Annotated in this window: 18 protein-coding genes; 10 read left to right on the top strand and 8 right to left on the bottom strand. The window is 47.1% G+C overall.

What is annotated here, in order from left to right; genetic code table 11:
• The first annotated feature begins 136 nt into the window (after positions 1 to 136).
• From OEZ43_07135 to OEZ43_07120, 4 genes are all read left to right on the top strand, one after another.
• Positions 137 to 2317, top strand: coding sequence for an ABC transporter substrate-binding protein (locus OEZ43_07135; GenBank protein MDH5545350.1), 2181 nt, complete (start codon positions 137 to 139; stop codon positions 2315 to 2317).
• A 16-nt stretch (positions 2318 to 2333) separates the two neighbouring features.
• A complete protein-coding gene (locus tag OEZ43_07130; GenBank protein MDH5545349.1) occupies positions 2334 to 3311 on the top strand; it encodes an ABC transporter permease in 978 nt (325 codons plus the stop codon).
• Between the two features lie 62 nt (positions 3312 to 3373).
• On the top strand, positions 3374 to 4813 hold the full coding sequence (locus tag OEZ43_07125) for an ABC transporter permease (GenBank protein ID MDH5545348.1): 1440 nt from the start codon (positions 3374 to 3376) through the stop codon (positions 4811 to 4813).
• Positions 4814 to 4818: 5 nt separating this feature from the next.
• Complete coding sequence (locus OEZ43_07120; protein MDH5545347.1) at positions 4819 to 6834, top strand: ABC transporter ATP-binding protein; 2016 nt, start codon at positions 4819 to 4821, stop codon at positions 6832 to 6834.
• Between the two features lie 4 nt (positions 6835 to 6838).
• Here OEZ43_07120 and OEZ43_07115 read toward each other — a convergent pair whose 3' ends face one another.
• Both OEZ43_07115 and OEZ43_07110 read right to left on the bottom strand, forming a co-directional pair.
• The gene (locus OEZ43_07115) at positions 6839 to 8782 is read right to left on the bottom strand and encodes an ATP-binding protein (GenBank protein MDH5545346.1); all 1944 of its coding nucleotides are present in this window, start codon (positions 8780 to 8782) and stop codon (positions 6839 to 6841) included.
• Between the two features lie 442 nt (positions 8783 to 9224).
• Complete coding sequence (locus tag OEZ43_07110) at positions 9225 to 11468, bottom strand: adenylate/guanylate cyclase domain-containing protein (protein MDH5545345.1); 2244 nt, start codon at positions 11466 to 11468, stop codon at positions 9225 to 9227.
• Positions 11469 to 11704: 236 nt separating this feature from the next.
• On the opposite strand from OEZ43_07110, the gene OEZ43_07105 reads away from it, so the two are divergent.
• Positions 11705 to 13864: a hypothetical protein gene (locus OEZ43_07105; protein MDH5545344.1), complete on the top strand. Its 2160-nt coding sequence runs from the start codon at positions 11705 to 11707 to the stop codon at positions 13862 to 13864.
• Between the two features lie 32 nt (positions 13865 to 13896).
• On the opposite strand, the gene OEZ43_07100 is transcribed toward OEZ43_07105, so the two are convergent.
• The 3 genes from OEZ43_07100 to trxB all read right to left on the bottom strand — a co-directional run bounded on the left by OEZ43_07100 (position 13897) and on the right by trxB (position 16356).
• On the bottom strand, positions 13897 to 14658 hold the full coding sequence (locus OEZ43_07100; protein MDH5545343.1) for an arginyltransferase: 762 nt from the start codon (positions 14656 to 14658) through the stop codon (positions 13897 to 13899).
• Positions 14659 to 15318 carry a leucyl/phenylalanyl-tRNA--protein transferase gene (aat, locus tag OEZ43_07095; GenBank protein ID MDH5545342.1) on the bottom strand — a complete coding sequence of 220 codons (660 nt, stop codon included), beginning with the start codon at positions 15316 to 15318 and terminating at the stop codon, positions 14659 to 14661.
• Positions 15319 to 15399: 81 nt separating this feature from the next.
• Entirely contained in the window at positions 15400 to 16356 is a 957-nt protein-coding gene (trxB, locus tag OEZ43_07090) for a thioredoxin-disulfide reductase (GenBank protein MDH5545341.1), read from the bottom strand.
• Between the two features lie 118 nt (positions 16357 to 16474).
• Between trxB and ald the strand changes: the two genes are divergently transcribed.
• From ald to OEZ43_07065, 5 genes are all read left to right on the top strand, one after another.
• Positions 16475 to 17539 (top strand): alanine dehydrogenase, encoded by a 1065-nt coding sequence (gene ald / locus OEZ43_07085; GenBank protein MDH5545340.1) that lies wholly within the window; start codon positions 16475 to 16477, stop codon positions 17537 to 17539.
• Between the two features lie 54 nt (positions 17540 to 17593).
• Complete coding sequence (locus OEZ43_07080) at positions 17594 to 19927, top strand: DNA translocase FtsK 4TM domain-containing protein (GenBank protein MDH5545339.1); 2334 nt, start codon at positions 17594 to 17596, stop codon at positions 19925 to 19927.
• Positions 19928 to 19934: 7 nt separating this feature from the next.
• Positions 19935 to 20558 (top strand): outer membrane lipoprotein chaperone LolA, encoded by a 624-nt coding sequence (lolA, locus tag OEZ43_07075; GenBank protein MDH5545338.1) that lies wholly within the window; start codon positions 19935 to 19937, stop codon positions 20556 to 20558.
• Between the two features lie 157 nt (positions 20559 to 20715).
• Positions 20716 to 21687, top strand: a complete 972-nt coding sequence (locus OEZ43_07070; protein ID MDH5545337.1) for a type II secretion system GspH family protein — start codon at positions 20716 to 20718, stop codon at positions 21685 to 21687.
• Positions 21674 to 22336, top strand: coding sequence for a type II secretion system GspH family protein (locus OEZ43_07065; protein MDH5545336.1), 663 nt, complete (start codon positions 21674 to 21676; stop codon positions 22334 to 22336). The genes OEZ43_07070 and OEZ43_07065 overlap by 14 nt, the downstream gene beginning before the upstream one ends.
• Positions 22337 to 22356: 20 nt before the next feature.
• Here the strand turns inward: OEZ43_07065 and OEZ43_07060 are convergent, their stop codons facing one another.
• Genes OEZ43_07060 through OEZ43_07050 form a run of 3 tightly spaced genes read right to left on the bottom strand, consistent with a single transcriptional unit; the run spans position 22357 to position 25942 of the window.
• A complete protein-coding gene (locus OEZ43_07060; protein MDH5545335.1) occupies positions 22357 to 23610 on the bottom strand; it encodes a hypothetical protein in 1254 nt (417 codons plus the stop codon).
• A gap of 6 nt (positions 23611 to 23616) precedes the next feature.
• Complete coding sequence (locus tag OEZ43_07055; protein MDH5545334.1) at positions 23617 to 24447, bottom strand: AAA family ATPase; 831 nt, start codon at positions 24445 to 24447, stop codon at positions 23617 to 23619.
• A gap of 4 nt (positions 24448 to 24451) precedes the next feature.
• The gene (locus tag OEZ43_07050) at positions 24452 to 25942 is read right to left on the bottom strand and encodes a secretin N-terminal domain-containing protein (GenBank protein ID MDH5545333.1); all 1491 of its coding nucleotides are present in this window, start codon (positions 25940 to 25942) and stop codon (positions 24452 to 24454) included.
• Between the last annotated feature and the right edge of the window lie 5 nt (positions 25943 to 25947).

Below are 25947 nucleotides of genomic sequence, written 5' to 3'. Positions count from 1 at the left end.
TCTCTGGCGATTTTCTTGCTTGTCTAAAACTCCAGGTTTTGTATGCGATTAGAACGCGGCGTACCCCAATCCTGATTGGCATCATAAAAAAGAAACTGGCATTATTTAGCACTGACTAGGCAATCAATTGAAATTCATGCGAAAAACAGGGCTGACGAAAGTATTCACTACGGGACTTGTATGGGTTTTGGCGACAGCCTGTGGCGATGGCGCTTGGAACAATCCATATTCCAGTCTTGAACGCGGTGAAAATATTCTCTATTCCTCTTTTAGTGAACGCCCCAAACACCTTGATCCGGCACGATCGTACAGTTCCAACGAATACGCATTCATTGGTCAAATCTATGAACCACCTTTGCAATATCACTACCTGAAACGTCCCTACGAATTGACCGAATTGACGGCTTATCGCATGCCACTGGTAACGTATTACGACAAGGACGGTGGACAACTAAGTGAAAATGCGCCAACAGACAAAGTTGCGGAGAGCGAATACCTGGTGCGCATCAAACCGGGGATACTTTATCAACCACATCCTGCTTTTGCGAAAGATGGCGAGGGCAATTTTCTTTATCACGAACTGAAGGCAGAGGATATTGACGACAAATATGAACTGGCAGATTTTGAAGCTAACGGGACGCGTAATCTTGAAGCGGGTGACTATGTATACCAAATAAAGCGTCTGGCACATCCTGCCATACATTCACCAATATTTGGCACAATGAGCGAATATATAGTCGGTCTGAGTGAATTTGGCGAACAATTAAAGAACGATTATGCAGAGCTAAAGAAACAAGGGAAAACTTTTCTCGATCTGACTTCGTATCAGATTAAAGGCGTCGAGGTCGTTGACAGGTATAGTTATCGTATTCGAGTAAAAGGAAAATACCCTCAACTGTTGTATTGGTTGGCTATGCCTTTCTTTGCGCCAATGGCGCCGGAAGTTGATCGCTTTTACGCACAAAACGGAATGGCGGAAAAAAATATTACCTTAGATTGGTACCCGGTCGGAACGGGGGCATTTATGCTTACCGTAAACAATCCCAATCGAAAAATGTTATTGGAACGCAATCCTAACTATCGAGGTGATACCTATCCGACTCGCGGAGAGCCTGGCGATCGCGAAGCTGGTCTGCTGGAAGACGCGGGCAATAGAATGCCTTTTATTGATAAAGCGATTTACTTGCCGGAAAAAGAAACCATCCCTTATTGGAATAAATTCCTCCAGGGTTATTACGACACTTCCGGCATCAGTTCGGAGAGTTTCGATCAGGCGATACAGTTTTCTGCGCAAGGGGATGTCGGTTTGAGTGAAAGCATGACCGAGAAAAATATCCGCCTATCAACTGTTGTTGCTTCGTCTGTTTATTATATGGGCTTTAATATGCAAGACCCTGTTGTGGGTGGTCTATCTAAGGCTAATCAAAAATTACGTCAGGCAATCTCTATTGCCATCGATTATGAAGAATTTATTTCCATCTTTGCAAATGGAAGAGGAATTCCGGCGCAGGGGCCGATTCCCCCAGGGATATATGGCTATCGAGATGGAAAGAATGGCATTAATCCATTCGTTTATGACTGGGTCGATGGAAAGCCAAAACGAAAATCTATTGACTACGCAAAAAAGCTTTTGGCCGAAGCGGGTTTCACAAATGGTATCGATCAAAAAACGAATACACCGCTAATTTTGAATCTGGATATTACGGCCAGTGGACCAGATGATAAGGCAAGGTTGAACTGGTATGTGAAACAGCTCAAGAAGATTGATATTCAGCTGAATATACGCAATACCATGTATAACCGCTTTCAGGAGAAAATGCTGAAGGGGACCGCGCAGATTTTTGTATGGGGCTGGAATGCGGATTATCCTGACCCGGAGAATTTCCTGTTTCTTTTGTATGGTCCTAATGCGAAGGTCAATAAAAATGGTGAGAACGCAGCTAACTACAGCAATAGTCACTTTGATAAACTGTTTGAGCAGATGAAGAACATGCCCAATAGTCCAAAACGGATGGAAATTATCGATAAAATGGTAAGCATTGTTCAAGAGGATGCGCCGTGGATTTGGGGGATGAATCCTAAACAGTTCGGTCTCTATCATGAGTGGTTTAAGAATGCGAAACCCAATCTTATGTCGCACAATACACTGCAATATAAACGTATCGATACGCGATTGCGAGATGAAAAGCGGGAACAGTGGAACAAGCCTGTGACGTTGCCAATCTACATACTCCTGACCTTATTTTTCATCAGCGCAGTACCGGCTTTCCTGGTTTATCGCCATCGCTTGCACAAACCAGCTGTGAAGCCGTCGTAGTGAGGAGAAGCGGAATATGCTCGCATATATAATTAGACGTGCTATTTACGCCATTCCTATTTTAATCGGTGTAAATCTGATTACTTTTACCTTGTTTTTTGTTGTAAACACACCAGACGATATGGCGCGAATGCAATTAGGCGCGAAACGTGTAACACCTGAAGCAGTCGAACGGTGGAAAGCAGAGCGCGGATACGATAAACCTGTTGTTTGGAATAGTGAGGAAGATGGAAGCGCACGTTTTACGGACACGATCTTTTTTGAAAATTCGGTACGTTTGTTCGTATTTGACTTTGGACGGTCAGACGAAGGTCGCGACATTTCATATGATATTACGCAGCGTATGGGGCCAAGTCTTGCGATAGCTGCGCCCACTTTTGTCATTGCTATATTGGCGAATATTACCTTTGCCCTGATTGTGGCCTTTTTTCGTGCAAGCTATATCGATTACTGGGGAGTATTTCTGTGTGTGGTGCTGATGTCAGTCTCTGGAATGTTTTATATCATCGGTGGGCAATTTGTTGTAGGCAAGCTTTTGCATCTGGTTCCAATATCTGGATATGACACCGGCTTTGACTCGATCAAATTCATCATATTACCCGTCATAATAGGCGTGATCTCGGGCATAGGGTCAGGTACGCGCTGGTATCGTACAATCTTTTTGGAAGAGATAGAGAAAGACTATGTCAGAACCGCACGTGCTAAGGGTATGGCCGAAGCTACTGTTTTGTTCGTACATGTATTAAAAAATGCGATGATACCGATATTAACCGGAGTAGTCGCCGTTCTTCCGCTATTGTTTATGGGTAGTTTGATCACCGAATCCTTTTTCGGAATTCCCGGCTTGGGAAGTTACACTATCGATGCAATAAACAGTCAGGACTTTGCAATAGTTCGATCCATGGTGTTTCTGGGATCAGTTCTTTACATCATTGGTTTATTGTTAACGGATATCTGTTATACGTTGGTTGACCCGAGGATACGCCTGGCCTAATCATGAACGTACTATTTCAAAATAGAATGCTTGTCTTTTTGCTGCCGGCAATAACGCTAGTCATGCTGTCGGTGTTTAGCGTGATTTGGAAGCAGGCTGCACCAGTTGTGTTGTGGACGGATGCATTAATACTACTATTGGTCATCGGAATTAGTGTGTTCGCAGGCGTGGCCAGCCAAAAGGCGCATTTGCGTGATCCATGGCGACAAGTGGCACGCAGTCGTATGGGAATGGTCGCTCTGGTCGTTCTGTTGCTCTACGTTGTTATTGGTTTATTGGATTCAATACACTTTCGCAGCAAACTGGCTGATGTTAACGATAGTGGACAGGTGAACTATTCTGCTGAAGTATTGAGTTTGATGGACATCGTGATGTTCTCGCTTCGAACGCAGCAGGAGAAAACCTATTCGTCGCCTTTTGCCACGCACTTGTATAGTAAAGAAACTGTCGAGCGTGATGACGGAACTAAACAGCGGCTTTATCCCAGACTAGTCTATGGAGGCGCCCATCTCGTCAACCCGGAGCAGGATAGATTCAATGATATTTTTACAAGAGTAGTTAAAGGAATTTTTATTGGTATTATTTTCTGGCTATTGTTGTTAGCCATGTTTTGTCTCGTGCTTACCCGTTCAAGAAACCAACCCTATGGCGCCGTGTTCTCGAATCTGATTAAGGGGCGTTCTGAACTACCGTGGCGCAGCGTGTGGGCGACAGTAGGCTTGTTTTGCGTACTCGTTGGACTTATTGCAGCTTTAGGTGACAAATATCATATTCTTGGTACCGATAAGGTAGGTCAGGATGTGCTTTATCAAAGTATTAAAAGTATACGCACCGGATTGGTAATCGGCACGCTCACGACTCTAATAATGTTGCCGTTTGCTATACTGCTGGGAATTACGGCTGGTTATTTCAAGGGATGGATAGATGATCTTGTACAGTATCTCTATACGACGCTGAATTCAATTCCGGGAATTCTTCTTATTGCTGCAGCGGTGCTTATGATGCAGGTCTACATAGCCAATCATCCGGATATGTTCGAAACAGAATTGCAACGTACAGATGTAAAGCTTTTTTTCTTATGTGTCATTCTTGGTATTACCAGTTGGACAGGCTTGTGTCGCATGTTGCGTGGCGAGACATTGAAGCTTAGAGAAGTGGATTATGTGCAGTCAGCTCTCGCATTTGGCGTACCGGCGTGGAAAGTGTTAATACGACATATACAACCAAACATCATGCACATCGTTCTTATCGCCGTTGTACTTGACTTTAGCGGATTGGTGTTGGCTGAGGCAGTGTTGTCTTATCTAGGCATAGGTGTTGATCCCACCATGCATAGCTGGGGCAATATGATCAATAGCGCCCGTTTGGAAATGGCTCGCGAGCCTATCGTGTGGTGGTCTCTTCTTGCCGCCTTTGTGTTTATGTTTATCCTGGTTCTGGCGGCGAATGTGTTCTCAGATGCTGTTAGAGACGCGTTTGATCCGAGAATACGGAAGCGTTAACTCCTATGTCCGATATGTTGCTGGAAGTGAAGAATCTGCAAACCTGGTTTGATACCAGAGAGGGCAAAGTTCGCGTCGTTGACGATCTCAGTTTTTCCATACGCAAAGGTCAAACCTTCTGCCTATTGGGTGAGTCAGGGTGTGGAAAATCCATGACGGCGCTTTCCATAATGCAATTACTCCCCTCACAGGCGTCACGCAATATACGCGGCGAAATTGTATTGCACGGCCGCAATCTTCTCAGCATGTCGGAAATCGAAATGCGCGCTATACGTGGCAATCGTGTAGCCATGATATTCCAAGAACCAATGTCTTCGTTAAACCCGGTGCTCCGTGTTGGAACGCAAATCGGCGAAGTGTTGAAGCGTCATAAAAAACTCACCGGTATCCGCGCTCGTCAACGCATAATCGAGCTACTAGAGTCAGTAGGAATTCCAGAGCCGATTCAACGCATTGACGAGTATCCGCACCAGCTTTCTGGTGGAATGAAACAACGAGTGATGATTGCGATCGCGCTTGCCGGGGAGCCGGATTTGCTTATTGCTGATGAACCGACCACAGCTTTGGATGTGACGATACAGGCACAGGTACTGGATCTAATCAAAGATCTGCAAAAGAAGAATGATATGGCGGTGATGATGATTACCCACGATCTGGGTGTCGTCGCAAAGATGGCCGACGAAGTCGCTGTTATGTACGCTGGACAAATCGTAGAACAGGCGCCGAGCAAGAGTTTTTTCAAACATCCGGAGCATCCCTATAGCCAAAAACTATTTGATGCGTTGCCAGACATGGCTAAGCGTGACCAAAGTCTAGCCGTGATTCCAGGCAGTGTTCCATCCTTGAATCAGGAGTTCAATAGTTGCCGTTTTGAGCCTAGATGTAATCGCTCTTGGAACTTATGTAAAACTCAGATACCGCTATGGATGGCGCACACACCCATACGCGGAGTGCGGTGTCATCTTTACTCCTCGAAAGAAGGGAAACAACAGCAGAGCAGTACACAGTTTGAAAGTTTTGACGAAGTTCAGCGTTCAAACGTCGACGCTGGGCAAGCATTATTGGATGTAAGCAACGTAAAAGTACATTTCCCAATATTGAAAGGCGTACTCAAGCGCGTTGCGGGTTATGTCTACGCCGTAGATGGTGTTTCGCTAAGTCTGCCCAAGGGGCGTACAGTAGCCTTGGTAGGAGAATCAGGATGTGGGAAAACCACGGTTGGCAAAGCAATCCTGCAATTGATACGTCCAACCGCAGGTAAAGTCTTATTTGAAAACGCCGATTTGACACGCTTAAGTGGATCACAGCTAAGGCGTCGTAGATCTGAGTTTCAGATCATATTTCAAGATCCATTTTCATCAATGAATCCACGGATGATGGTAGGCGATATCATTGAAGAGGGTATGATTGCGCAAAGCATTGGAAATGCTTCGTCGGAACGTCAGCAGCGAGTCGATGAATTACTCACTCAGGTAGGGTTGTCGCCTGAACATCGCCAGCGCTATCCTCACGAATTTTCGGGCGGCCAACGACAACGCATTTGCATTGCGCGTGCGCTGGCAGTTAATCCTAAACTCATTGTGTGTGATGAGCCTACTAGTGCACTCGACGTTTCGGTTCAAGCACAAATATTGAATTTGCTGAAAGAACTACAGAATAAACACAATATCTCCTATTTGTTTATAACGCATAATATATCCGTTGTCGCCTATCTTGCGGACGAGGTGGCCGTTATGTATTTGGGGCGAATTGTGGAACAAGGTAAGGTTGACGAAGTATTAGAGAATCCCCTGCATCCTTATACGAAAGCATTGCTATCAGCGGTTCCAGCGGTTGATAAAGAATCAAAACGGGAAATAATACGTTTGGAGGGAGATCCGCCATCGCCAATCAACCCACCCGCAGGATGCCATTTTTCACCAAGGTGTAAAGAAGCTAAGGATATTTGCCGCTTGGAATATCCAGAAACGTCATCTGTAGGTAAGACTCATATCGTCTGCTGTCATTTGTACGCGAAGTGAATCACTAATTGTCCACTTCCTTTTCGTATTGATATTCGCGATTGATGCAGTTGTAAAGGGTAATAGTAAATATGCTACCTTTGCCTGGTTCACTGCGAAGTTTGATATTGCCTCCCAGCATTTCACAAAATTTCTTCGATATTGCGAGTCCCAGCCCCGTTCCACCCGCGATTTTATCTTCACGAGTCTGGTGGAATGTGTCAAAGATTCGAAGCTGTTCATCAACAGGAATACCGATGCCCGTATCTTCAACCGATATTTCTAAGTCATCATGCTTTACACTATAAGAAAGGGTAACGCTTCCTTTTTTGGTGAACTTAAGGGCATTGCTGATCAAATTTAACAAAATTTGATAAAGCTTACTGCGATCGCTATATATCTCCACCGAAGGGGGCGTTCCTTTTACGTGGAAATCAATAGATTTTTTCTCAAAAAGCACTGCATTTTGGTTTCTTAATTCCTCAACAAGATCAGAGGCAAGAAAAAATTCTTTTTCGACTTCCATTTTTCCTGCCTCAACCTTTGAGAGATCGAGTATGTCATTAATTATTCTCAAAAGATGGTTGGCGCTGCTATAAACCATCTCCAGTTGCTTGGTTTGGACTTCGTTTACAGGGCCTGCCATGCCTCCCTTAATTATGCCAGTAAAACCTATAATCGAATTGAGTGGCGTTCTTAGCTCGTGACTCATATTCGCAAGAAATGCCGATTTTGTTTTTGTAGCGCTTAGTGCCTGGTCACGGGCAATTTCCAGTTCTCGAGTACGGGCCTCGACCAGTTCTTCCAAATTGATTCTATAGTCAATCAACTCTTTTTCTGCGTGTTTACGATCGGTGATGTCACGTATGACTTGAATCATTCCGAGTGTATTGGTTTGACTCGATACGGGAGAGAGAGAATATGCCCACCAAGTGTCGTCATCGTCTAACTCAAACTCACGCCAGTTCATGACGAAACCTTCTTTTGTGCTGCGGCAAATTTCGCATTGATGCTCAGAGTAACGCTGAGGGTGAAAAAAATAATGAGCATTGGAGCCAACGATCGTCGAATGGTCCCGACCTATGAGCATGGCAGCGCTACGATTAGCCTGGCGTACGATGTTTTTATCGTCAACGACTATCGTCGCTAGCGGTATAGCATTAAAATTTGATGCGTTTCTCGCCATTACGGTAAAAGGTTCCCGCAACGTTGTGCGTACGATTGATACAAATATCAGCCAGAACGAGAAAAACTTGAATATATGCCCCAGTAGGTTAGACAGGCTGAAAACATCGATATAGAACGTAAAGGCGAGCTCCGCACATATAGTGAATCCAACTGAAATGTAGACCAAATTTAGGATTTTCTGGTCTAGTAGTTTTCGCTGTCTGTATAAATAGTATCCTGCGCCGCAGAGCAGTAGAATAATGACATATTCACTTAGGACTTTAAATTGTGTGAGTCCCTTGCCTTCAATAAATCCCTGAGGAAAATTACCTGTCATCACCGATAAGAAAATTACTGAGGCAGCGATTCCAAAGGTGATGAAAGCGCCTAGACGGTTCAGATTGGTGGATAGAAAGATGGGTGCGCTCAATAATAGCAAGGCTTCGAGGTATCGGGTTCCTATCCAAAGTTGTACGGCTGTATTGGCACCACTATTAGCAAAAATATTCATATCTTTGTAGGTTAGTGTATGCATCATGTCGAGTATCGCAATCCAGAAATATCCACATCCTAGATACATTAAAAAATTATTACGGGTAAATGGATAGGTCTGCCACGCGACGACACACATGAGTATGCCTATTGTTATCGCAAAATATTCGGCCAAAGTATGGAAGAGTAGAAAGCTGTAAAAGCTAGACATTATTAGGAATAGCGATAAAAGCAAGGGTACTGACCAAAGCGCATGTTTGTTTTTTTCATTGTTGATTGAGTTAATTGTATCGGGCATCGCTTTTATCATCACATTATCCGTATTTCTAGTGCCGATAGTTGTATGTATAAGGAAGAAAAGCCAAAAAGCAATATTTTTGAAAGAATGCGAAAAAAACAGAGTGAAACTACCGGACAATTAGACTGTCCATTCAATGAGTAATACGGTTGTGCTTTTGGGGGTTCAGGAAAGCCAATACCTAGATTGCCGAGGTCTGATTTAGAAAATCGCCGTGAGCGTGTCGTAACACATTTTATATAGCATGAAAAAAAAGAGGTAAAACGAGAAAGCAGCACAGGAATTCCTTGTCTCATGTCTTGTAAGATAACTTTTCGAATATAGTACAAATGCGTCTGTAGAGTAAATGTTTAAATGGTGTATCGATTGCAGAAATTATGAGAGGAAAGCAAATAACGGGACTATGTATGGTGTGCACTAGATTTGGTAAAGAATTCGGGCTTTAACCAAAAAATTATTTGCTGGAAATGTTGTAGACGCCGTCCCAGTCCTCCGGCGGTGGCTCTTTGAGAAAGTGTACGCATCGGCCAATATACATCTGGTAAAGCAATCGTCCACGATGGTGCATAATCAAGTCGGTAAAAATTGTTCGTGCGTCAAGCCACCGCTGTTGACGATAGAGGCTGAGAGCCGTTTCATATAGTCCTAGCTCTTCCTGTACTTTTGCCTGCTGATGCAAGTCGCTGGCGAGAGGTTCGTAAATGGTGATAGGTTGTTTCTTTCCAACAACGCGAACAAGATCCAATTCGCGATAGTGCAATTCGGGAACCTGAGCAGCAACTGATTCACTAACGATGATAGAAACACCGTAGCGCTTCGTTAGCGATTCGAGACGTGAACCAAGATTTACCGCATCGCCAAGCACAGTGTATGACATACGGAAACGCGAACCCATGTTTCCTACATTCATTTTGCCAGTGTTCAAACCGATACCGATATTGATAGGTTTCCAACCCTTTTCCTCGAAACGAGCATTTACCTCAGGTAGTCGTTCGATCATTTCCATGCTGCTGAGCAAGGCGTTGCGTGCATGTTGTGGATCAGACAAGGGTGCTCCCCAGAATGCCATTAGTGCATCGCCAATATATTTGTCGATTGTGCCGCGGTGGTGGTGTACACAGGAAGTCATCTCGGTCAGATATTCATTCATCAATAGCGTGAGCTGCTTAGGTTCCATATTCTCAGACATATTGGTAAATCCGCGGATATCTGAAAACAAGACCGTCATCTCTCTGGTCTCCCCTTCCATACCGTAGCCTTCCTGGTGACGGCTCATTTCGTCTACCAGTTCGGGCGGGACATACTGGCCGAAGACCCGCGCGAGTTGTTTCTTGGAACGATTCTCAACAAACACCTGCATAAAAATGTGGACGATGAAGATAGAGGACACCGACAGGGCTTGGGAAACAATCGGGACAATGAGATTCAATTGCGTCCAGCTATATATGTTGATCCAGGCGACTGCGGCAAGCGTAGATATCGCCACAAGAAATGACATTGTTAAAGACAATCGCGGTAGCAGAAGGATTAGTAGCGTACTCAGACCCAAAAGCAATACTGAATCTATCCCGCGCACATAGACAGGACGCTCCTTGAAGCTTTCGTCGAGTATGTTCAGAACCATATTCGCATGGACTTCCACCCCGGGATAAACCGCCTGCATAGGTGTGGATCGCATATCAAGCAAGCCCGCTGCCGTCGTGCCGACCAACACGATGGTTCCTTCAAGTACTTCCTTCGGCGCTTTGTGAGTGAGGACATCAATCGCCGATACATAAGGAAAACTGGGAAAAGGGCCTAGATAGTTAATCATTGCCGCCCCGTATTCATCAACGGGAATACGGAAACCACCGACTTCGATCCACTCCAGGCCAAGATTGGTACCCTTGTCGTTTAGACCCGGTGCCACCGTGAGTTGTAAGGGCGGATTTCCGAGCAGAGCGCGCACAATGCTCAGGGAGAGGGTGCCATATAGTTCGCCGTCATATTCCTGCACCAACGGTAATCTGCGGATAATGCCGTCGTCATCGATGAAAGGCATATCAATGAAACCACCGCTCATCGCTGCTTGCTGCAATATGGGTAAATTTGCACCATAACCAGTCGCGTCCAGAAATGGAATCCCCTGGTGCTGCATCATTTCTTTAGACAGGGCGGGCGTGGGCAAATTACCTGACTGGAGATCAACATCCCCATGAGATCTCCTGTTTTTAAAGTAATAGCCCAACACAACCGGGCGGTTTTGAAAGCTCTCGGCCAAAATGCGATCGCGTTCAAGCTGGGGGCGTATCTGTTCGAGAGTTTGTCTAAATGCGGCGTCATCTTTCAGCGGACCATCGGCAAGTTGATCCATGATGTCTAGGCCAGCGTCACGGTCCTCTTCGGCGAACAAAACGTCGAAGCCCAACACTTGTATACCGTAGAAGTCGAACAAGTCATTCATCAAGGCGGCAATTATGTCCCGGTCCCACGGCCAACGGCCTACCTTTTTGAGACTGTTTTCGTCGATATCGAGTATGACCACGCGTGGGTCAGTGGTGTGTGGAGCTGTGAGCTTGAGCCTTAGGTCATAGGCCTGGTTTTCAAGAGTCGCGAGAAATGGTATCGGGAAAAGTCCGGTCGCGTGCAGCAAAAAGAACAACATTAGCATCGTGGAAATGCCGTATCTCAGGCCACTGCGCCATTCAATTTTTGCCATTCTCATTCACACATTTAACGATCTTACAAGCTTGTATTGGCACAATGCGAAAAAACTTGAGTTATCACATAGATATGTCAGAAAAACTGGTTTTTTTCCGTTTTCCAAACATGAACAAAAGTTAACGAAATGCGTCGTAAGCGATTAATTTTTGGTTAAGGAAATAAGACTAGGATCGGTGCGTGAAATCAAAATAATACGGACGAAGTGTGTCCGTAAATGTGGGGGACAATTCCATGACTAGTAAGACTGGCGCACAGCAATGGGCGCAAAAGCGTGAGCGCGTGAATACGGGATTGGGCCGTATGATATCGGGCTGTATCGTTCTCGCCGCCTCGCTGTTTACAGCGCAGGCACAAGCCTTTTGGCAGCAGGCTGCAATACCAAACGTTACTCAGGTAACCGCGATTGCCGCAGATCCAATGAATACAAATGTTATCTATGCCGCAGGTTCTGCCTCCGCATTTGGCGGATTGCAGCAGTCTTATCTGTACATTGGTACTTCAAGTGCTGGTGGTTTTGGCACTACAGGCGGGACAACACAGTGGAGCCAGGTCAATGTTACCGGCATGACGATGTCTCGAATTGACCATATCGCAGTGGTTCCCTCGACAACATTTGGCGGCCAGACAACATTGGTCATCTCAGGTTTTGGAACCAGAAGTCAACAATATGGTGGCCAGTCGTATCAGGATAACGTCGAGTATGGTGTTACCCTAAGCGCGGCTACAGGTGGATTTGCCAGTGGTACTGCGGTCATGATTAACCGTGCGACAACCGATCAAGTTAGCGCGCTAGCAGCTGGCAAGAATGGCAATATTTATATGGCCACTCTTGGAAATCAGGTTATGCGTATTCAGGCGCAGTCACTACAGACACAGTTTGGCTCGCAAGCCAACTGGACACCTGTTGGAACCACAACGTTAAGTTCACTACATGTTGTTGAGTCTTCATTCAATACACAGGGTTCAATGATTGTCGGAATGAACTCTGGAAATTCCACTGGCGGTTTCTTTGTTCAAGCGCCAGGCGTCTACTACGCCACAGACGCTCAGCAATTCGGCGGCGTTGGTAGCAATCTGACCTTCCAGCCTGCGACGGGTATGCCTACAATCACTTCACAAACTGATGGTATGCTGATTTCTCCTGCCGCGACTCAGGGAACGGCAACTCCTTATTACTTTTTCTCTGTAATTGGTAATTCTGCGGTCGACACCCGTGCAGGTCTCTACAGTTGTCAGGCTAGCACCGGTCTGCAATGTTCACGTATGGGCCAGATGCCTTATTTGGGCTTAGCAAGTAATTCCTCCGGCATTCTCTACGGTTTTCAATACAACTTTGCAACCAGTCAGATAGGTGCACTTGAATACTCCACTAACTGTGGTCAGTCATGGTTACCTACTACTGAAGTTACGCCGCCACAGGGTGGGTTCGTACAAAATTCGGTTGTGAGTGGTAATACGGTCTACGTCAGAACTGGCAATAGCGGCTTATACTATGCAACTGTAACTCCACCGCTGACTACTGTTCAGTGTGCAGGTGGTGGCTTTAATCCAAACCCTGGGCAACAGACTCAAGGCCTGGATTTGGCTATCTCCAGTATCCAATATACGCCGCAACAAGTTCAGCCAGGTGGAACATTCAGTGCAACGGTAACCGTTCGCAATAATGGTACCCAACAGATGGTAACGCCTGCGACTGTAACCTTAAATCTGACAAATGCGACATTGGGGTTTGGCGTGCAGCCACCACTGGGATGTCAGGCGCAAGGCACAACGGCTTTGAGCTGTTCAATAAACACCATGACTGCGGGGCAGCAACAGCCGTTTCAGTTGTCACTAACAGCTTCGCAATTAACCAGTGGTATTGCCAAGGTAGACGCCACCGTGACAGCGCAGGGGGACCTCAATACTCAGAACAACAGCAGTGTTGGTAACCCACAATTGCAGAATCTTGGTGTCACAATTGGTACTGGTGGTATCATCACCAATCCAGTAGGTAACCGTTCACCGATATTGGGCACTCAGACAATTCAGGTTGATTTGAGCAGACAAATTAATACCGGCACATTGTCGTTTAGTGATCCAGACGGAGACCCGGTAACTGCGACCTTACAAGGTAATGGTCTTTACGGCAGCTTTAGCCTCACAGGTTCAAGTGCTAGCGGCTATACCTGGACGTACACACCAACTAACAAGGGCGCAATCAAGCAAACTACAAACGAGCAAATTACAATTAGTATGAGTGATGGTCGTGGCGGTGCGAACACTGGAACTTTGCGAGTCAGTTTTATCAATATTCCAGTGCCTCCTAAGCGTAGCGCGGTACACCCATTCGGAATCCTGGCAGCCATGGTGCTGGTAGGCTGGATGCGTCGCCGCCGCACAGTTGCATAAAAAAGCAATAACGCAACATCAAAAACGGGAGCCTAGGCTCCCGTTTTTGTTTGCATAGCGATTAATTCATCACGAGTAATTCGTTGCCATCCATCGTCAATACGCAGTTCAAGCGGCAGAAAACGCGTTTTGTAATTCATCTTACGCGTCTCGCTAATCCAATAACCTAGATATAGCCACGGTAGTTGCAGGCGTTTGGCAAACTTTATTTGCCACAGAATCGCGAAAGTACCCAAACTGCGTTGTTCTTCCTCGGGGTCGAAGAAGGTATAAAAGGCTGACAGCCCTCGGCGAACGACATCGGTAATCGCGACGCCGATTAAACGGTTTCCATCCCGTATTTCCATCAAAAGAGTTTCACTCCATTCGCTGTCGAGAAACTCAAAATAGCGATTGATATCATGGCGGGCCATTTCGCCTTCGCTGTGACGGCTTTGCTGATATTTTTTGTAGAGATCAAAATGTTCTTGTTTGAGTCCAAGCTTGTGCGTGGTGACGCGCAAATCCTGGTTGCGTTTCCACACGCGTTTTTGGCTGCGACTGGGCTTGAATTCCTCGACAGGTACGCGCACGGGAACACACAAATGACAACTTGGGCAATGTGGCCGATAGACGTAATCCGCGCTACGACGAAAACCGTGATCTATTAACAAATCGTATACTGCGGGAGTGAAGGGAAATTTGGGATCGGCAAACAAAGAAATAGAATCCCTGTCCTTGAGGTATCCACAAGGAGAGGGTGTGCTGATAAAAAACTTCAGGTCTCGTCGATTGCCGTGTTCACTTGTTGTCATTTATTTTGTGTTCCATTTATTCGGGACAGGTTCACTACACCATTGGTCCAAAAAAGTGATGAATTTTTCTCGTGGAATATTCGCGGCGCCGAGGCTATTCAGATGCGTTGTTTCCACTTGGCAGTCTATTAATTTGAAACCCCAGCCTGAGATTTGTTCCACAAAGCTTATGAACGCAAATTTAGACGCATTGGTGGTAAAAGAGAACATAGACTCACCGAAAAACACGCTGCCAATCGCGATGCCATATAGTCCACCGATAAGTTTTTCATTTTCATCCCAAACCTCGACTGAATGGGCGTAGCCTAAACGATGTAATTCTAGATAGGCGTCCTGCATTTCAGGGCTTAGCCAGGTTTCCGGTTGACCAGGACGGGGTAAGGAGCAGGCATGGGTGACCTGTTCAAAGGCTGTGTCCATCGTCAAATTCCACTGAGACTGACGCATAAACTTACGCATGCTGCGGGATACATGTAGCTCTTCGGGAAATAACACCAGGCGCGGATCAGGCGACCACCACAATATCGGTTGATGGGCGCTATACCAGGGAAAGATGCCCTGACGATAGGCATTGAGTATACGTTGGGGGTGGAGATCGCCGCCAATGGCGAGCAAGCCGTTGGGTTCTTCGAGGGCATACTCGACTTCGGGGAAGGGCATATCCGGCGGCGTGTTGTCGATGAGATATGGCCCGCGCGGATAAAAGCTTGGCGTCGTCATGGCTGACGACGCCTAGTATTACTATTTGGATTCCTGATTATCAAGATAGCGCTCCGCATCCAGGGCTGCCTGGCATCCGGTCCCGGCAGACGTAATCGCCTGTCGATAAATATGGTCCATACAGTCGCCGGCTGCAAATACGCCTTCAACACTGGTCAGTGTGGCATTGCCCTGCGAACCACCTTGTACCTTGATATAGCCGTGTTCGAGATCCAGTTGCCCTTCGAACAGACCGGTATTCGGCGAGTGGCCGATGGCGATGAATACACCCATCAGATCGATGTTTTTGGTTGAACCGTCAGAGGTGTTTTTGATTCGAATCCCGGTAACGCCGCTCTTGTCGCCCAACACTTCGTCTAATTCGTGATTCCATTCAATGGCGACGTTGCCGTTTTTCGCCTTTTCCATCAGTTTGTCGGCGAGAATTTTTTCCGAACGGAATTTATCGCGGCGATGCACCACGGTCACTTTTTGCGCGATATTGGCCAGATACAAGGCCTCTTCGACTGCGGTATTACCGCCGCCGATAACCGCCACATGTTGATTGCGGTAAAAGAAGCCGTCACAGGTCGCACAGGCGGAAACACCCTTGCCCTTAAAGGCCTCTTCCGAAGGAATACCGAGATATTTGGCCGAGGCGCCAGTGGCGATTATCAACGCGTCACAGGTATAGGTGCCGCTGTCACCGGTGAGGGTGAAAGGGCGGTTTTGTAGATCCACCTTGTTGATGTGGTCGAAAATAATCTCGGTATCGAAACGCTCGGCATGTTTTTGCATACGCTCCATGAGCGCAGGCCCCATTACGCCATCGTTGTCACCCGGCCAATTATCCACATCGGTGGTGGTCATTAACTGTCCGCCCTGTTCCAACCCGGTAACCAGTACAGGATTCAAATTGGCGCGCGCGGCGTATACTGCGGCGGTGTATCCGGCAGGTCCGGATCCGAGAATCAAAAGGCGACAATGTTTAGAACTCATTCAGGGTAACTCCGTCCAAGATGTTGTTTCGGTGCAAAAAATGCAAAGATGGAAAGATAAGATTCAGTCTCAGCTTTGCTATTGTACATAAACTCAACCATAGCCCAAAGGAACAATCATGAAGATCGGGATACCTAAGGAAATCAAAACGCTGGAAGCGAGAGTTGGATTGGTGCCCGCGGCGTGCGCGGCCCTGGTCGAGGCCGGACACCAGGTCTATGTACAGAAAACCGCGGGTGATTTGAGCGGCTATACCGATCAACAATATACCGATGTGGGCGCGAAGCTATTGCCCGATGCCGATTCCTTGTATGGCACCGCTGAGATGATCGTCAAGGTCAAAGAGCCTATTGGCCCAGAGCTCGAGCTATTGCAATCCCATCATCTCTTATTCAGTTATTTGCATCTGGCCGCAGAAATCCCACTGGCCAAGCGCCTGCTCGAAATCGGTTTGACCGCAGTTGCCTTCGAAACCGTGGAAGAAAATGGTTTGTTACCGTTGTTGGCGCCGATGAGTGATATCGCCGGACGTCTTGCTGTACAGATCGGTACACATCTCTTGCATCGCCCTCAAGGTGGTAAGGGCTTATTACTCGGCGGTTTGCCAGCGGCAGATCGCGGGCATGTGGTTATTGTCGGTGGTGGCGTGGTTGGCACTAATGCGGCGCGGGTTGCGGCTGGATTGGGCGCGCGGGTAACTGTCTTTGATAAAAATCGATTGCGCCTGGAAGCGGTGCGCGACATCGGGCCCAATGTGTCCGGTCTTTACCCCTATCCTGCATCGATAGAAGAGGCGGTTGCCTCTGCGGATTTGCTTGTCGGTGGCGTGTTGCTCGTCGGCGAGAAGGCGCCACACGTGGTAACCACAGCAATGGTCAAAACCATGCAGCCAGGCAGCGTGATTGTAGATGTCTCTGTCGACCAGGGTGGATGTATCGAAACCACCCGTCCAACAACGTATGCAGATCCCACCTATGTTGAACATGGTGTGACCCATTTTGCGGTGACGAATATGCCTGGTGGTGTGCCGCGTTCTGCGTCTCAGGCCTTGTCTGCCAGCATTACACCGTACGCGGTGCTATTGGCCAGTGGTAATTGGCGTGAAGATCCACGATTGGTCGCGGGAGTTAATGTGGAAAAGGGTAAGCTCGTACACCCGGCTTTACAGAAAATTCTGGCTTGATGGGGTAGAATCCACTACATTTTGTTTAACTATTAGAATCAAGCGGTAAATTCATTGGCTGGAAATTCAACAAAACAGCAATCTGTCCCTACAACTTTAGCTTCCAATATCCAACGCGGCATACGTGAGGGCGCTTTAATCCTGTTCGGTATGCTGGCGCTTTATTTTCTGGTGTCGCTATTAACCTATAACACCGACGATCCTGCCTGGTCGCATAGCACCACGTCAGTAACGGCAAGCAATGCCGGTGGCAAAGTGGGTGCGATGTTTGCCGACGTGTTTTTCTTTTTGTTTGGTTATCTCGCGTATTTGTTTCCGCTGATGGTGTTTGGTGCCGGCTGGTTGTTATTTCGCCTACGCAAGCAGGAAGACGCGCAAAAGCCGCCTGCGATACAAGGGGTGATTCGTTTTAGCGGTGCCGTGTTTGTGTTGTGTTCGGGTACTGCATTGTCGAGTGTCTATTTTTTCCAAGCTGATTCTTTATTACCAGCCAATAGTGGCGGTGTATTAGGTAGTGAATTTTCCGGTTTGCTGATTGGTGTTTTCAACACCGTAGGCGCAACACTGTTTCTCATCGCTTTGTTATTGGCAGGTATCAGTCTTGCGACCGGTATGTCTTGGATCAAGCTCATGGATACGCTGGGGCAATGGGTAATGCGCGCGATGACGCAAATCCGTACGCGCCTGGATGACGCCAAAGCCGCAAGAGAGGCAAAGAAAAAGCGTGTCGAAGCGATTGCCAGTGAACAGAAACGTAAAAAGTTACATGATCCACCGAAAATAGGGACACTACCTCCGGCAGTGCCCGTTGCGTCAAAACCGGCAGCGAAAAATGAGAGCAGTCGGGTAGAAAAGGAAAAACAGTTAAAGCTGTTCGCCGAGCCGGCCAATGTTTCATTGCCTGCGCTTTCGCTTCTTGATTTGCCGAGTGAGAATAAACGCAAGGCATCTCCGGAATCACTGGAAGCGATTGCGCGTCTGGTGGAATTTAAGCTCAAGGATTTCAATATTGATGTTGAAGTCGTTGCTGTTTATCCAGGTCCGGTTATTACACGCTTCGAACTTCAGCCTGCACCCGGCGTTAAAAGTAGTCAGATTTCCAATTTAGCAAAAGACCTTGCGCGCAGTCTTTCGGTAGTGAGTGTGCGTGTGGTGGAAGTCATTCCCGGCAAGCCGGTTATCGGTCTCGAGATTCCCAATGAAGAACGGGAAATGGTGCGCTTGATTGAAGTATTGCAGACGCGAGAATACGATGATGCAAGTTCGCCGCTAACACTAGGCTTAGGTAAAGATATCGGCGGTCATCCAATGGTCGCGGATCTGGCGAAAATGCCTCACTTGTTGGTCGCAGGGACTACTGGCTCGGGTAAGTCTGTTGCGGTTAATGCGATGGTGTTGAGTCTGCTATATAGCGCCACGCCGCAGCAGGTTCGGCTGATTATGATCGATCCGAAAATGCTGGAGTTATCCGTGTACGACGGTATTCCCCATTTGCTGGCGCCGGTCGTAACCGACATGAAGGAAGCCGCCAATGCCTTGCGTTGGTGTGTGGCGGAGATGGAACGACGTTACAAAGTAATGTCTGCTGTCGGTGTGCGTAATATTGCTGGTTTTAATCGCAAGGTTCGCGAAGCCGAGGCAAAGAAAGAACCGATCATGAACCCGCTACATGATCCGCAAAGTTTTACTGAGGCCGAGCCACTCAAAGAGCTGCCTTTAATCGTTGTCATTGTCGACGAGTTGGCCGATATGATGATGGTGGTGGGCAAGAAAGTCGAAGAATTGATTGCACGACTGGCGCAGAAGGCACGCGCCGCTGGTATACATTTAATTCTTGCCACGCAACGTCCTTCGGTTGATGTATTGACTGGTTTGATCAAGGCGAACATTCCCACACGTATTGCTTTTCAGGTGTCTTCGAAGATAGATTCGCGCACGATTATCGATCAAGGCGGCGCCGAACAGTTACTCGGTCATGGTGACATGTTGTATCTGCCACCGGGAACCGGCATGCCAATACGCATACACGGCGCCTTTGTCGATGACCACGAAGTGCACAATGTGGTCAATGATTTGAAATCCCGTGGCGAGCCCGATTACAACGAGGAGATACTCGCCGGTGATGTGTCCAATGTCGACCCGGCGCTTATTCCCGGTGGTGTGGATAATGGCGAAAATGGCAATGCCGAATCTGATCCACTGTATGATCAGGCCGTTGATGTGGTGTTGCGCACCCGTCGCGCCTCGGTGTCGAACGTGCAGCGGCGTTTAAAGATAGGTTACAATCGCGCGGCACGTTTAGTCGAAGCGATGGAAGAGGCCGGTCTGGTTAGCGCGCCCCAATCCAATGGCCAACGTGAAGTATTACTACCTGAACCTGTGGAATAGGAATTCAATGAAACTGAAGCGTGTAGTACTTGGTAGTTTGTTGCTGGTATTCGCCTTGCCGACGCTGGCGGCGGATAAGAATGAAATCCTCACTTTTTTCAAAAGCCTGAATTCGTTTAGTGCCGAGTTTGAGCAGACCATCGAAAAGTCACAGCTGGCGATTAGCGAAACCTCGCGTGGAAAGCTGTTTATTCAAAAGCCAGGAAAATTTCGCTGGGACTACGCCTTACCCTATGAACAGCAAATCGTATCCAATGGAAAAAAGGTCTGGATTTACGACGTTGATCTTGGGCAAGTCACTGTCAAGCCGATGGACAAGGCGATTGGAAATACGCCTGCTCTATTACTCAGCAGCGAAAAAGCGCTGGAACAAAGTTTTACCGTCGGTGAGAGCAATACTATCGATGGCATACGTTGGACTTCACTAAAACCTAAAGACACTGATGCGGGCTTTAACGAAATCCTGATGGGGTTTTCCGGCAAAGATCTAAAAGAAATGATGTTGGTCGATAATTTGGATCAGGTCACCCGCGTGGTTTTTACGCATTTTCAACGCAATCCCCAAATTCCTGCCTCCACGTTTGAATTTCAGGTGCCGAAAGGCGCGGATGTGTTTGATACCAGTCAGTAAGTATACTGCCAATTCCATATTTCTATCCGAGTGGGATCTGAGGATAGTGATGCCGTCTGTCGTACTTCACAAATCGTTACATTCTCTGCATACAAAACTCCTCTAGCTAAGACGCAATAAATAGATGAGGCGATAAGGAATTGCGGAGAGCGAGAGAATGCCTGGACGAACAAACTCACAAAATAATCACGGTTTCTCCCTGATAGAAATGTCGATTGTACTCGTCGTTGTCGGAATTATATTGTCGATGACTCTTCCGGTAGTGCGTGGTATGGTTAAAACCAGTAAATATAATAAAGAGCGCGCGTATCTGGAGGAGACCAAGAACGCTTTGATCGGCTATGCGTTTATCCACGGCGGATTTCCTGATCCACTTCCCAATGATATTGTACCAGCGGGTAAGCTCGGTATACGGGCTATAGGTCCCTACGCTAAACCATTTCTCTACGACGTTAACCCCACATTTCTTGCTTCTAACACTGGTGGTGATATGTCTACATTTTGCGCCGCAATAGAGGCGGAACAAACAGCAGCTAATCCGCCTTTGATTTGGAACGGGACTGATTTTAGTGATACTGCTAATAGTGCGCCTGTTGCATTTGTCGTAGTCTCTCAAGGTGCAAACTACCGGAGCGATCGCGAAAATTCACCCCTCGGCGACGGTACCCTGGCCGACCGCTACTACGAGAATCCCTCCACGGCAGAGCAAGAAGAATATGACGATGCTGTGGTCAGTTACTCGCTGGTTCAGTTGAGTAGTGACTGTTTAAAAGTTGCACCGCCTGTCGTGCAACAAACTGCATGTGCAGCCTCTGGAGATGCTCGTTGCGCGGAGTTGACTAACAATAGTGGACAAGAGCTGTACTATGCAATTGCGAGAGACTGGAATAGCACAGAAGGCGTTTGTAGGGCTATCGCCAATGGTCAACACGAATACCTGGGTATCTGGGACAAGGAGATGACGCTTTACGTATCGACAAGCATGGATGCTGGGAGAACTGATCTAAAATGTAGTTCGAGTAACAGTGTGACATTTAAGAAACTTAGGGAAATCGACAGTAACGATGATGACTTAATGGCATCGGTGGAATGTAATACGACTGAAAGAAATGCCTGTGGACTATACTAAAGACAGCAAGCTTGTGCGATTTGGTATTGCGCGCGAACATGGGTTTACATTGATAGAGCTCGCGGTGGTACTGGTTGTAATCGGATTGCTGATCGCTCTAATGATGCCAATGACAAGAAATCTATTGGACATCGGCTATTCCTCGGCCGAGGTATTATTGGTCAACCAAAGCAAGATCGCATTAGTCAACTACGCCTTCAAGAACGGCGGATTTCCCGCTCCAGGAGTTAACGGAGAGCTGCCTAAAGGAGAATTTGATTTTCTGACGAGAAGCGTAAGAGGTGAATCACTCTACTATGATGTCAATGACGCCTTTACGTCGGCGAATACGCTTGGTAATTTGAGTACGCTTTGTAATGCGGCTGTATCAGGAAGTCTTGTCAATGCATTTCCTAAAACCTGGGATGGTAGTAGCTATACCGATCCTACACTGTCGAATCCGGTGATATTTGTTGTTTACTCTACAGGAGAAAATCACAAACGGGATGGGGAGAATGATAATGTTATTGCGCCCGTGGACCGTATTTATGAAAATCCATCTAAAGCTAAAGAAAATGACTATGACGATATTGTTGCTAGCTACTCACAGAGCCAGTTTTGTCGACAGTGTATGGAGATAGGCTTTAAATGTCAGGCACCAACGTCATAGCCAGGAAGTGAGTTCTTTTCTTACAGCATGCTCATGCGATATTCAATCTGTCGTACGAGTGGAGCATAAGCTGTATTGTCTTTGACCAGAAACAAAAAGTGTTGATATGCAAGCCTGGCATCGTTCGGACGAGAAAGTGCCTCAAAAGAATGTCCGAGATTGACGTAAATTTCCGGGATACTCGCATCTAGTTGCTGTGCTTGCTGCAATACATGGATTGCCTGTTGATGATTGGAAGTTTCTTGGGCGACGATTGCCTGTTGGACTCTGATAATAGCTGAGTCCGGTTTGAATCTCTGAGCATGTGCCAGTTCCTGAGTTGCCAACTCCCACTGTTTCAAACCAATATCGGCAGCGCCGGCCCAAAACCACGCCTCCCATTGCACGGTTTGCTGTGATAATAGAGGCTCGACGATCTTTCTTGCTTTAGCGTATTGTCCCTTGCTTACATACTCGCTGGCTTTCCTTATAGCCATCATCTGTGAGCGAGGGTTTGAAGGCTGCGCAGGTGGCAAATTCAGGTCTTTGGGCTTAATGTTGTCCGTTACAGGTTTTGATGTGTTAACTGCGTTCCGAAACTGGATTAGTCTATCCTTAATCGTCGCTACAGTCGCCGCATATGGGTTTAACGGTATCTTCGATTGAACGTCGTCGATTAGAGTAGTTTCGGGGTGGGCGTTTATTATTGTGTAGTAGATCGATTTTCCACGAAAGGTTCCGGGCACAACATATACGTCGTTGTGGATTTTTTTAAGCTTGTCTACCGTTCTGGAGGCATGCGATTGATAGGTGCTGGCCATGACAACCAGGACGGGCGTATTGTCGGGTAGAGCTATAAATTCTTGTATCCAAACCGGCAGCGCGGCCTCTATCCCTTGCTTGTTATACGTTTGCATTCCCCGGTTTAACTTTCCCATCGGTAGCAGTGAGAGAGGCTGTTCTTCTTCGACACTTTCGGTAGCGATGACCTCTTTAGACAACGCTGGTTCCGGCATAGATGCATTCTCGTCAATTACCGTCGGCTGTTTTTGTGCTAATAGGGGTGGAAGTACGGGTTCGCTCTGATAGATATACCAGGCATAATTCCCGGCGAGAACTGCACCGATTACGAATAGCCACAACGGTTTCATCGAGCGCTTTTTCTGGAGTTCGATGCTTTCATTGACGAAGACAATTCTCGGTGGCAGCTTTCCATTCTTTTCAACGGTGCTAGGACCAGTATTTCTTTTGTCGTCCTGTTCCAGCTCTCTCAATGCATTGTGAATTATACTCATCGTCGGCTACCCCTTTGCCAGAATTTCGCGCGCCGATTGATAAACAGCATACACATCAATCGAAGACTTTTTAGCTACGTAGGCCGACAGTATCGCTCGTTCACAAACCTGGTTGAGTCTGCGCGGAACACCACCGCTACACTTGTGTGCCGCGAGTTTTGCTGCGTTCGTCATCCATAGGCCGCTCTCAACACTAGCCTTGGCGAAGCGGTGTTCGATGTAGCGAAAACTTTGGCTCATGGTGAGTGGCCGAAGCTGGTAGCGGTAAGAAACGCGTTGCTGAAGCGGGCGCATAGCCTTGCTAGCCAGAATTTCGCATAGCTCAGGTTGTCCAACCAAGATCAGTGAAAGTAACTTTTTCTTCTCAGTCTCCAGATTGGTCACTAGCCTAACGGTTTGCAAGGCCTCTTCGGACAATAGTTGCGCCTCGTCGATAATGAGTACTGCCCGTGTCCCCGCGCGCGCTATATCTAGAAGATATTCATTCAACTCATTGTAGACTTCACTGATATTTTCGCCTTTGGCGCCACTTCCCGTAAAATCATAGTAGATGGTCTTAAGTAAACTCAGCGGGTCCTGCATCGGATTAAAGATATAGGCAGCGTTGAAGGTAGAGTCCAGTTTGTTGAGCAAGCTGCGACACAGTAATGTCTTACCCAGGCCGACTTCCCCGCTGATAACACACAAGCCTCCCGCTGTTGCTGCGAAAAACATGGTTGAAAGTGCCTCTACATGCCCATCGTTTGCAAAGAAGAAGCTTGTGTCTGGGGTGATGCTAAACGGAGATTCCGAAAAACCTAATTCGTCATACCAGGGTTTGTTGTTGATCGCGTGCATAATGTCAACCAACGATTTTAGGTACTAAAAAAATAACAAGCTCTTTTCTAACTTTCGTTTTATACGTACCACCGAATAGACGACCCAAAAGCGGCACTTTGTTTAGAAACGGTATTCCACGCAAGGTCTCGACGTTTTGATCCTGGATTAAGCCGCCCAGCATCACCATCTCTCCATGTCTTGCTCTGACCAGAGTGGAGGTCTGTTTGATATCCAAAACCGGCGCGATACTGCCTTGAGTTGAAACCACGGTGTCGGTCACGCGTGTAATTACCGGCGAGATGTCCATTAATACCCACTGGTCATTGGAAATTTGTGGAGTTAGAGATAAAACCACTCCTTCGGTCACCGTGGTTGGAATTTCAGTGATTATGATGTCGGTCACGCCGTTTGTGCCTTGTTGTCTTGTGACTTCCTGGGAGAAAAAAGTACGATCAGTACCCACCTTAATAAGCGCTGTTTGATTGTTCATGGCACGAATTCGTGGCTGTGAAACTACGTTGATCTTTCCTTGCTCACTGAGCGCCGACATGACCGCGGTAAAGTTCGAAGCACCATATTGAAGATCAATTGTAGAGGAGCGAAGGTTCAAGCCACCGTTCGCTTGAGTAACGATGTTAGAAAGCGCGCCGGTTACACCTTTGAGTGATATGTTCTCCCAATTAATACCCATCGACATATCGTCACGTAATGAGACCTCTACGATACGGACTTCGATTTCGACCTGCTTGTGTAATCCGTTTTTCAGGTGTTTTAAAAATTGCTCGATTTGTTTTACGCGGCTAAACTCGTCGGTAATCTGTACCGTGCCGGAAACCTTGCTAATCGCTAAGGTTCCACTTGCGCCCAGCATGGCCTTAAGTTGAACTTCCAATTCGTCCCAGAATGCAACACTATCCTTTTGCGTAAGCTGCGTCGAGGTCGTGCCGCCGCCACCGCTGTTTCCACCGGAGGACGAGATCGAACTCGAGCTCGAACCAGTGCCTCCGCGAGTAAGTCGTAGATAGTCCAGTTCGACAGTGATCGTTTTGTATTTCTTTACATGAACCAGATTGTCCGACCATTCCCAGTAGTAGCCAAGTGAACCGAGGATCAGGTTCATGGCACTGTCGAGCGGCAAATCCTTGAAGCTAACGTTGACCGTACCGGTAACCTCTGGCGCGGCGTATACGTTTATATTGTATGTGGTAGCGAAAAGGTTAAGGGTGTCGTGTATGGAGAGATTTTTAACCTTAAGCGAGTATCGACCCTCTGCAACAGACTGTGGTAGCTCGTTGCGCATCGACACCAGTGGCATGCGGTTTTGATAGACCATGCCACTAGTTTGCGAATTATCGTCTTTGGTTTTTGAATCGAACAAGCTTTCAACGAGGGGCTCAGGTTTTACGGTGACGATATCTTTCATCGTCTGTTTCGAAGCTCCAGACAGGCCAGCGCAACCGAATGAGCTGACTACGGCCAACAGGCATACTGTCCGTAAAACCGTACTTTTCATTTTCA

This window comes from Gammaproteobacteria bacterium, from assembly GCA_029881255.1.
Classification (GTDB): Bacteria; Pseudomonadota; Gammaproteobacteria; order S012-40; family S012-40; genus JAOUMY01.
This window is presented reverse-complemented; position numbering and strand designations above follow the sequence as displayed.